At 30.3% G+C, this 9,404-nt stretch carries 8 protein-coding genes; all 8 read left to right on the top strand.

Annotation, left to right across the window (positions count from 1 at the left end; translation table 11 throughout):
- Positions 1 to 239 precede the first annotated feature (239 nt).
- The 8 genes from ytaF (at position 240) to CLORY_RS21740 (ending at position 9,211) form a co-directional block, all read left to right on the top strand.
- Complete coding sequence (gene ytaF / locus CLORY_RS21775) at positions 240 to 854, top strand: sporulation membrane protein YtaF (RefSeq protein WP_169911716.1); 615 nt, start codon at positions 240 to 242, stop codon at positions 852 to 854.
- 63 nt (positions 855 to 917) lie between these two features.
- Positions 918 to 2,114 carry a sensor histidine kinase gene (locus tag CLORY_RS21770; RefSeq protein WP_079428511.1) on the top strand — a complete coding sequence of 399 codons (1,197 nt, stop codon included), beginning with the start codon at positions 918 to 920 and terminating at the stop codon, positions 2,112 to 2,114.
- On the top strand, positions 2,101 to 2,751 hold the full coding sequence (locus CLORY_RS21765; protein WP_079428509.1) for a response regulator transcription factor: 651 nt from the start codon (positions 2,101 to 2,103) through the stop codon (positions 2,749 to 2,751). Before CLORY_RS21770 ends, CLORY_RS21765 begins: the two co-directional genes overlap by 14 nt.
- A 99-nt stretch (positions 2,752 to 2,850) precedes the next feature.
- Positions 2,851 to 3,789, top strand: coding sequence for an ABC transporter ATP-binding protein (locus CLORY_RS21760; RefSeq protein WP_079428507.1), 939 nt, complete (start codon positions 2,851 to 2,853; stop codon positions 3,787 to 3,789).
- Between the two features lie 13 nt (positions 3,790 to 3,802).
- Positions 3,803 to 4,963, top strand: a complete 1,161-nt coding sequence (locus CLORY_RS21755; protein ID WP_079428505.1) for an ABC transporter permease — start codon at positions 3,803 to 3,805, stop codon at positions 4,961 to 4,963.
- Positions 4,960 to 6,042: an ABC transporter permease gene (locus CLORY_RS21750; RefSeq protein WP_169911715.1), complete on the top strand. Its 1,083-nt coding sequence runs from the start codon at positions 4,960 to 4,962 to the stop codon at positions 6,040 to 6,042. The genes CLORY_RS21755 and CLORY_RS21750 overlap by 4 nt, the downstream gene beginning before the upstream one ends.
- A gap of 548 nt (positions 6,043 to 6,590) precedes the next feature.
- Positions 6,591 to 7,835: a DUF445 domain-containing protein gene (locus tag CLORY_RS21745; RefSeq protein ID WP_079428501.1), complete on the top strand. Its 1,245-nt coding sequence runs from the start codon at positions 6,591 to 6,593 to the stop codon at positions 7,833 to 7,835.
- Positions 7,836 to 7,846: 11 nt separating this feature from the next.
- Positions 7,847 to 9,211, top strand: a complete 1,365-nt coding sequence (locus CLORY_RS21740) for a DUF445 domain-containing protein (RefSeq protein ID WP_079428499.1) — start codon at positions 7,847 to 7,849, stop codon at positions 9,209 to 9,211.
- Positions 9,212 to 9,404 lie beyond the last annotated feature (193 nt).

The raw sequence follows: 9,404 nt of genomic DNA, 5'->3' as shown, positions 1-9,404 counted from the left end.
AATAGAAAAAGCCCCTGTCTAAGAATATGAAATAAAATACAAAGCTTGGGACTAGCCTAAATAGGCCAGTCTAGCTTAGTGTTGCCTAAAATAGAAAGAGTGCTATTATTTAATTTTCGTAGGAATTCAGCATAGCTGAATTCCTGCCTTCTCTTTACTCTCTATTCTTTTCTCTTTTTTGTAACTTTATTACCGACCTTTCATATATTGATTGTGAAACTATATATATGGGGGGCACTATGAGTTTCTTAGCTTCATTTCTATTTGCTTTTACCGCCAATATTGATAATTTCACAGTAGGGGCAGCTTATGGTATTAAAAAGGTCAAAATAAATCTTACAGGCAATTTTATTATTGCAATTATTACTGCTGCAGGAACTCTAATATCTATGGTTATTGGCACTTCTATTCAGAAATTTTTACCTGCAAAATTTAACAATATGATCGGTTCGGTGATGGTTATAGCTATCGGAATGTATTTTATTATAGATTATTTTAAACACAAAGATGTAGCTACAGATAACGCTCCAGATAACGAGTCTATCGATTATGGTACAGTAATGAAAGATCCAATAAAGGCTGATAGAGATTATTCAGGTAATATAGATAAGAAAGAATCAGTATTGCTTGGAACAGCATTAGCAATTAATAACTTCGGTATGGGAGTTGGAGCCAGCATGTCAGGAATGGATATCTGGAAAACGTCCATTTTTGCGTTTGTACTGAGCCTAGTTATGTTTAATGTAGGATATATAATTGGAAATAAAATGCTATCTAATATATTAGGGAAATATGGAACACTAATATCAGGTATATTAACTGTTTTACTTGGAATATATGAATTTATTTTTTGACTGCGATCAATAAATAAGCTATATTAGGTATTATAATTGCTAATTATATGCAAGGAGTCAGTTATGGAAAAGCAACAACCAATTATTTTTGTAAGGTACTATGTTATATTCCTAATAATCTTTGGAATTTTATTAGATAGACATACACTAAACAGTATTTCTATAATTTTTATTTTGATATATATAATTAATAATCAATTAAGATTTTTTTCATTTTCAAAGGAAATATATAAAATAGGTTCTTACTTTCTAGAATTAATTTTAATTTTGGTGCTATATGAAAAGGTAGGAGGATATGCATTCACATATCTTATCTTAGCGTCTATTGATGCTAATGTTATTTTTAAATTCCCATTGAGCATAATATTTGATGCTGTTGTAATAGGCGAGGGTATCTACTTCTCAGTTCCAGAGACAATAGCTTGTAAAATGTATACTATCGGTTCGATAACAGCAATAATAGCTATCCTGCTTTTTGTTAAGCAGCAGGAAACTAGAAAGATACAAGCACAAGATCTGTATGACAAGCTTAGAGTATCAGAGAAAAAACTTATTGAGGCAAACAGAGATCTTGAAAGCTATTCTGCTTCTATTGAAGAACTTACAGTGTTAAGAGAAAGAAATAGGATTTCCAGGGAAATACACGATAGTGTTGGACATGCATTATCTACAATAATAATACAGTTAGGGGCATTAGAAAAGGTTTCAGAAAAGTCAAATCCTTCAGCTAATAGCAGGATAAAAAATTTAAGAGAGTTTACCCAGAAAAGTCTTGCTGAGGTAAGAAATGCTGTACGGGAAATTCGTCCTGAAAAATATGAGGAATATGAAAGTATATTAGAACTTAAGAGTCTTATCGATAATTTTAAAAAGATGACTGGTGTGGAAGTTAGACTTACAGTAACAAAAGACAAATGGGCTTTAAGTCAAAAGCAGTTTTTGACTGTATATAGGATAATGCAGGAATTCCTTTCTAATAGCGTACGGCATGGAAAGGCTAGTATTATAAGAATTCTTATGAATTTTACAGAATATAGCTTGGTTATAATATTAGAAGATAATGGGGTAGGGACAGCAACTGTGAGTAAAGGTATAGGTCTAAAAAGTATAGAAGAAAGGATAAAGGAAATTGGTGGTTCATTTTATTATAATACCAGTCCTGACAATGGCTTTTTAGTGAATGTAGAAATTAATAGAAATGAAAAAATAAAAATATATTTATCTAATTCTGGAGGAGCTGAACCTGATGGAAAAGATTAAAATCCTTATAGCAGATGATGAGAAACTTATAGTAGATGGATTAAGATTAATTCTTGAAAGTTATGAAGATATTCAAGTTGTTGGCGGCGCAGCCAATGGAAGAGAAGCCTTTGAAAAGTGCAAGAAATATAAACCTGATGTAGTTTTAATGGATATCAGAATGTCTGAATATGACGGTGTTTTAGGCACAAAACTTATTAAAGAAAGTTTTAATGAGGTAAAGATACTTATACTTACCACATTTAATGATTTTGAATACATAACAGAAGCATTAAAATCAGGTGCATCAGGTTATCTTTTAAAGGATAGTGAATATGACACTATTTATGAAGCAATCAAAGCTTCAATAAAGGGCGGTGTTGTAATAACACCTGAAGTAGCAGAAAAAATGCTTTGCGAAGAACAAACGTTAAAAGCTGACATAGATAAAATAATGCAAAGCTATAATATAAACGAAAAAGAGCTGTTGATAATACAGGAGGTTGCAAAAGGCTTAACTAATAAGGAAATAGCAGAGAAGCTTTTTCTTTCAGAAGGAACTATAAAAAATAACATAACAAATATATTATCAAAACTTTCTCTTAGGGATAGGACGCAGCTTACGATATTTGCCTTTAAAAATGGATTAGCAGATTAAAAAAGTGACTTAGGTCACTTTTTTTAATTACCTCAGCTACTATAAATCGTTGATGAATAATTATAATATATACACATGGAAGGTTTGAGGGGGAGTAGTATGAGTGATATAAAAGTAGAGAATATTACTAAGAGGTTTAATGATAAATTAGTGCTAGATAACATTTCATTCCATGTAAAGCAAGGAGATGTATTTGGGCTTATAGGTCCTAATGGCGCTGGAAAATCTACGCTTATAAATATAATGACAGAAATTTTAAAACCTAATAAAGGAGATATATCTATAGGAGGTAAATCTATTTTAAAGGAACCCATAGCAGCTAAAAAATACATTGGTCTTGTTCCTCAGGAACTAGCTTTGATGGACATGCTATCAGCTTATGATAATCTTGAATATTTTTCAGCTTTCTACGGTTTGACGGGAAAAAAGATGAGGGAAGCTGCACGTGAAGCGTTAGAAGTTGTAGGACTTACGGAAAAGAGAAATGAGAAGGTTAAAAAGTTTTCAGGTGGTATGAAGAGAAGATTGAATCTTGCTGCAGCAATAATGCATAAGCCGGAAGTATTAATAATGGATGAGCCTACAGTCGGGGTAGATCCTCAATCTAGAAACTGTATATTTGAATTTGTAAAAAAAATAAATAAAGAAGCTAATACAACAATTTTATACACCTCGCACTATATGGAAGAGGTTGAGAGCCTATGCAATAATATATTTATTCTGGATATGGGAAGAGAAGTGGCTTATGGTTCAAAGCATTCCATAAAGTCTATGGCTGGCATTCACGGTAAAGTAAGGCTTAGAGTGGATAGTATTACAGAGGAATTTTTGGTTAATATGAAAGGTTTGACTGGAGTAAAAGATGTATTCAATGAGGATGGAGAAATTAGCCTTCTTATAAATGAAGCTCTATTTTCTCCAGAAGAGTTAGTTTTATTTGCGGCAGGGAAAGATAGAAAAATTAAGACTTTAAGCATTGAAGAAGCATCATTAGAAGAGGTGTTTCTGTCTCTTACTGGTAAAAAACTTAGGGATTAGGGGGAAGGATTCAATGAAAGCAGGCGCTATAATTAAGAATACGCTTAAGGCACATTTAGCGGAGTGGAAAGAGCTAGTGCTTATATACGCGGTTTTCCCACTAGTACTCATAATGGTTATATCATTTTTTTATAAAAGCGTGTATAATCCGGATACTAAGATTAGAAGGATAAATATAAATTTTACTGATTATGATAACACAAAAACTTCAAGTCAGTTCATAAATATGTTTAGAGAGAATAATATGAAAGATATTTTTAGTATAAAAGAAAAGGGCGATTATGAAATAATCATTCCTAAAAATTATGAGAAAAATATTACTTTACTAAAACCATCAACTATAAAAATTATAGAGAATAAGGAGACGTCTAGAAGCAATGAAGCAATAATAAAAAGCATAATAAGCGAATACGGGAAGAAAATCACTGAGCTGGCTACTATTTCTGATAAGGTAAATAAACTTAATGTTGTAGATAAGGAAAAAATATATAAAAAAATAACTCAACGAGTAAGTAAAAACAATGCTGATAATTCTATAGATAAGCATATTCTGAAAGGGCAGAAACATCTTTCTTCCTATGAGGAACAAGGAACTTCTACAATATCTTTTATGGTGATGCTGATGATAATGGGATGTGCTGCCTCATATTACAAGGATAAGGAATCCGGATATTATAAAAGGGTGATGTCGGCACCTATAAGCAAGCTTCAATATTTTATCATAAATAGCGGAATCTTTTTTATTTCAAGTTTTATATGCGGTGCATTGTATATAACGACTATATTGGTCTTTAAAATAGCATTCACAATAGATAATTTACCCAATTTATTGATTATATTGATTTCACAAAGCCTTCTTGTATCATCTGTAGCTTCATTGTTTGTTGCATTTTTTAGCAAGAATGTAAGCAACTTTGTAATGGTGCTGCTAATGTATTATCAAATCATATTTGGTAATACTTTTATTCCGGTAAAAATACTTTCAAATAAGATGTTTGTACTAATGACCAAATTTTCTCCGGGAAGTATAATATCTAATACTTACAGAAGCTGTTTAATTTCTAATTCTTTTTTCAGCGTCATAAATTATTCAGCAATAGTACTTACAATCTCGGTAATAGTTTATGCTGTAAGCATCATTAAAGTAAAGATTAGATGGGGGGAACAGCTTTGAAATTTTTAAATATGGTCCTAGTTAATTGCAAAAGGTATCTGCGAAATCGAAGCACAGTAGTCTTGGCTCTTATCATGCCTCTAGTTTGTTTAGTTATGGTTACCAAATTTATTGGCAGCAGCAGGAGCGCAAACTATGATAATATTGGAATAGTGTGCCAAAACAAAGATCGTTATTCAAAGGAAATTATAAATAAGCTTAGGCCAGTAAAGGTGTTTAATGGAAAAACTGAGGCTATAAATGAACTTAAAAACTATAATGTCATAGCTGTATATGAGTTTGGAAAAACTTTTTCTCAGGATATAGAAGCCGGAAGGAAACCAAAAGTTCACTGTTATAAAATTAAAACCGGAAATGCTACAAGCACTTTTGATATTGACTTAAATAACAGTATAAATAAACTTTTAAAGAGACAGATTTTAATAAATAATGGGATAAAGGAAAGTACAAAGGAAGAAGACAGCAGCATTATAAATATAAAGTATATAATAAAAGACCGCTTTATACCTTCAGGGGTTTACATGGCTGTAATGCTTATTATGTATTTTTTAATGATGCATTCATTAACTATCAGCAAAGATATTTTAAACTTAAAGAATAAAAAAATATTAGAAAGATTTCTTACCACGGGGAACAAGGGCTATAGTATTATGGCAAGTATATATATATCCATGCTTATTGTTCAGAGCAGTTTATATAGTTTGTCATTTATATTAATTAATATAATAAATAAGAACAATTTTGGAAATATGCTTATATTTATAATTAATGTGATATGTATGAATATGATATCAATAGCTGTAGGTATATTGCTCAGCAGAATATTTAATAATGATAGTACAGCAACAATGGCCGGTATTTTATTTGTTATTATAATATTTGCTGTTTACATGGGAGGGTTACTAAATAGTAGTTCGAATTCAGTTATATTCAATGTAAGTAAGCTGACCCCTTTTTACTGGACAATGGATAGTATTGAAAAGTCTAAATTGTTTCCTAACGTGTTTGTATTAATACTTATGGCTACAGCTTATTTTACAGCAGGAAGCATAAGGTACTCAAGTTTTGCAAAAGAGTAGTTAATAAAAATTAATAATCATATGTTAAAAAAATTCAGTTTAGGCTGAATTTTTTTAACGTTTAAGTAAAAAATAATGAACAAAAATTAGCTATAATTAATTTCTTTCCATTATTTATAGGATAATATTGATATATTTATAAACTTTGTTATGTTATAATTGTTTTGGAAATACTAATATTGAATAAATTGCGAACCAAGAAAGTGAATTAAATAAAGATAATATTTAGTAGTTAGTGTATACTTTAAATAGGTAAGAGAAAAGAGAAAAGAGTAGAGAGAAAAGTGAAGGAAGAAATTCTGCTGCGCAGAATTTCTGAGAATTTAAATATGATTATCAGCTATAACTTTTTAAAACTAAGACTTACCTAGTATTACAAAAGGATTATTAAAATAATTAAGATTATCTATATAATCAAAATTCAGCATGGCTGAATTTTAACCTTCTCTTTTCTCTTTACTCTTTACTCTCATACCTATTTAATGCACTTTCTCTAAACTATTCCGTCTAGAGCATTTAATTCCCATTATATTTAAAAGGTGGAGTGTATGAATAAAAACAAAGCAACGTTAATTTTAATTGTTGTTACAATAGGGTATCTAATAACATATCCTTTTAAAAATATATTTATATTAGGTCTTTTGAGCAGTGGCTTTTGTGCTGCTATGATAGGCGGTTTTGCAGATTGGTATGGAATAACTGCTTTATTTCGAAAACCTCTTGGTATACCTTGGAAAACAGAAATAATAGCTAGAAGCAGAAAAAAAATATTTGACGGACTCACTGATATGGTAGTTGGAGAACTTATCACTGAGGATAATATGAAGGGGCTTATTACAGACCAGAACTTTTCAGACATCATAATCAAATATTGGGATGAGGGTATGGAAAAGCAGATAAAAAGTTTTATGAAAAATGCCATCGACGAAGTATTTATTGGATTGAATAATGAACAAAATCAAGACGAAATAGAGAAGATAATAATAAGTAATATCAATAAAGTTTCTTTACACAAGATTTTGATTACCACTAGTAACATATTTGTACAAAATGATTACGGAGACAAGTTATTTGATTTCCTAATTGAGGAAGTATATAAAATTAGCGGCAGTCCTGTTTTTGAACAGATACTTATAGAAGCTGTAGATCACATAAAAGATAATTATGAAAATGGTATGCTAAGAAGAAAATTTGTAAATTATATAGTTCTAGATACATTACTTAACATGTCTTCGCAGAATATAGTGAATAAATTAATAGTAAAGATTAAGGAATATATAAATTCGTTAAAAGATAGCGATAATCTTCAGAGGCAGTCTTTAAAGAAAATGGTTTATGATAAAATCACGGTATATCTGGAGAATCCAGAGCATACAGAAGTTATAGAAAATTGGAAGGTAAAGCAGCTTAAAAATCTGGAGATAAAAAATTTTATTCAGAAATTCTATGATAAATTTAATGATGCTTCAGTTGATACCAGTGACAAAAAACAGATTATGATATATATAGAAAAAAACGTTGATTTGCTAGCCGGCAACTTTAGGAATAAAGAAGACTGGAAAGAAAACACAGATATCAAAATAAAAAAATATTTATTAGCTTCAGTTAGCTCGGCTCATAAAGTTGTTGAAAGATTGGTTAGAGATAATCTTAATAATTATTCTGATAAAATGCTTGTAAATTTGGTAGAAACTAAAGCAGGCAATGATCTTCAACTAATAAGAATAAATGGTTCTGTAGTAGGAGGATTAGTTGGAATGCTTGCATTTTTGATCAGTTATTTTATAGGATAGGTAGGAATAATATGAGAAATAAGAAAAAAGCAGATATTTTACTCGCTGTACTTATAGTGCTTTTTATTGGAGTTAATATAATAAAAGCTTTTCTGGGTGATACTTATCTGATGAGGATGATCACATTTGTATTTGAAGCTGCTCTTGTAGGCAGCATAGCCGATTGGTTTGCTATAACGGCTCTATATAAGAAACCGTTAGGATTTTTTTCATGGCATACAGCGATAATACCTAAAAACAGAGAAAAAGTAATTGAAGCAGTATCTAAGATGGTAGAGAACGAACTAATGAGTAAAAAGATGATACAAAAAAAGATAGAAAATATAGACTTTTCAAAGTATATTATTGAATATGTTGAAAATGATGCTAAAAAAAGAGGTTATATATCTGACTTGTGTATTAAATTGCTTGATATGCTTGATAGTGAGAAGATTTCGGATCATATTGAGAAATGGTTAAAGACTAAGGCATACGAAATAGACATATATTCGTATATAAACCAGTTTACAGATTCAATATTTAAAAGCAGTGAGGCAGATCGCTTTATTAATACGGTTTTAGACTATGTAATAGACTTAAGTAAAAAGGATCAGGTACGTCTTAATATAGAAAATTTTCTGGACGATATAGTTGAAGATAATGTGGAGTCAAAAGGTTTTTTTAGCAGGTTAGCGCTTGGAATAGCTGAAAGAACAAACAGTGTAAATACGGAAGAGGCAGCTGAAGCTGTTCAAAAAGAAATTATTGATTTACTGTTTAGGTTGAAGAATAAAAACGATGAAATGAGAATTTCGATAGAGAAAAAGGTTATGGAAGCTGTCTATGAAAGTGAAAATCAATCAAAGATAGCAGAATATATAGATAAATTTAAAAATGATGCTGTGGATGTAACGAATATAAAGAGAGACATAGAGTCTATTTTAAATAGTTTCATCGTAAGCCTACGGGATGAACTTACTGAACGAAAAAACAATATCAATAGTATTAACGATAAAGAAAACGTGACTGCAATTTCTGTTAAGAACAGTGTCTATGATGCAAAAGCTACAGTTGAATGGCTGGAAAATCAAATCTATATAAATTGGTACAATTTTAAAACTAGTGATGAGGCTAAGAGTAACTTGAATAGGTATATAAGGATTTTTATATTGAAAATTATTCGCAGTCAGCATAATGTTATTGGTAAGGTTGTAAAGGATACATTAAGTACATTTACGGATGAAGCGCTTAATGATTTTGTTGAGGATAAAGCAGGTGAAGAACTTCACTGGATAAGGATAAATGGATGCATAGTAGGAGCAGTATTTGGAATTTTAGTATTTCTATTTACAAATGAAATATATGCTCCTATAATCAAGTACTTGTTTGAACATTAATTTTGATAAAGCAATATAAAAAGATAGTGACTTCGTTGAATGCAACTATTTTTCTCTTAGAAATTTCACTGGTGTTCAGAGAATGGAAATGAAATCATATTGACAAGATAAATAGAAAACTTTAGTAGCGGGTCCAAAATTTTAGCATTTAAAAAAGTCAGTATCCTTAGTAAAGTAATGTTTGGACAAACTT

Origin of the sequence: Clostridium oryzae (assembly GCF_002029235.1) — a bacterium.
GTDB lineage: Bacteria > Bacillota > Clostridia > Clostridiales > Clostridiaceae > Clostridium_AE > Clostridium_AE oryzae.
This window is presented reverse-complemented; position numbering and strand designations above follow the sequence as displayed.

Coding starts and splice junctions, on each gene's coding strand:
- ytaF (WP_169911716.1), top strand. CDS start 240: ATGAGTTTCTTAGCTTCATTTCTATTTGCTTTTACCGCCAATATTGAT.
- CLORY_RS21770 (WP_079428511.1), top strand. CDS start 918: ATGGAAAAGCAACAACCAATTATTTTTGTAAGGTACTATGTTATATTC.
- CLORY_RS21765 (WP_079428509.1), top strand. CDS start 2,101: ATGGAAAAGATTAAAATCCTTATAGCAGATGATGAGAAACTTATAGTA.
- CLORY_RS21760 (WP_079428507.1), top strand. CDS start 2,851: ATGAGTGATATAAAAGTAGAGAATATTACTAAGAGGTTTAATGATAAA.
- CLORY_RS21755 (WP_079428505.1), top strand. CDS start 3,803: ATGAAAGCAGGCGCTATAATTAAGAATACGCTTAAGGCACATTTAGCG.
- CLORY_RS21745 (WP_079428501.1), top strand. CDS start 6,591: ATGAATAAAAACAAAGCAACGTTAATTTTAATTGTTGTTACAATAGGG.
- CLORY_RS21740 (WP_079428499.1), top strand. CDS start 7,847: ATGAGAAATAAGAAAAAAGCAGATATTTTACTCGCTGTACTTATAGTG.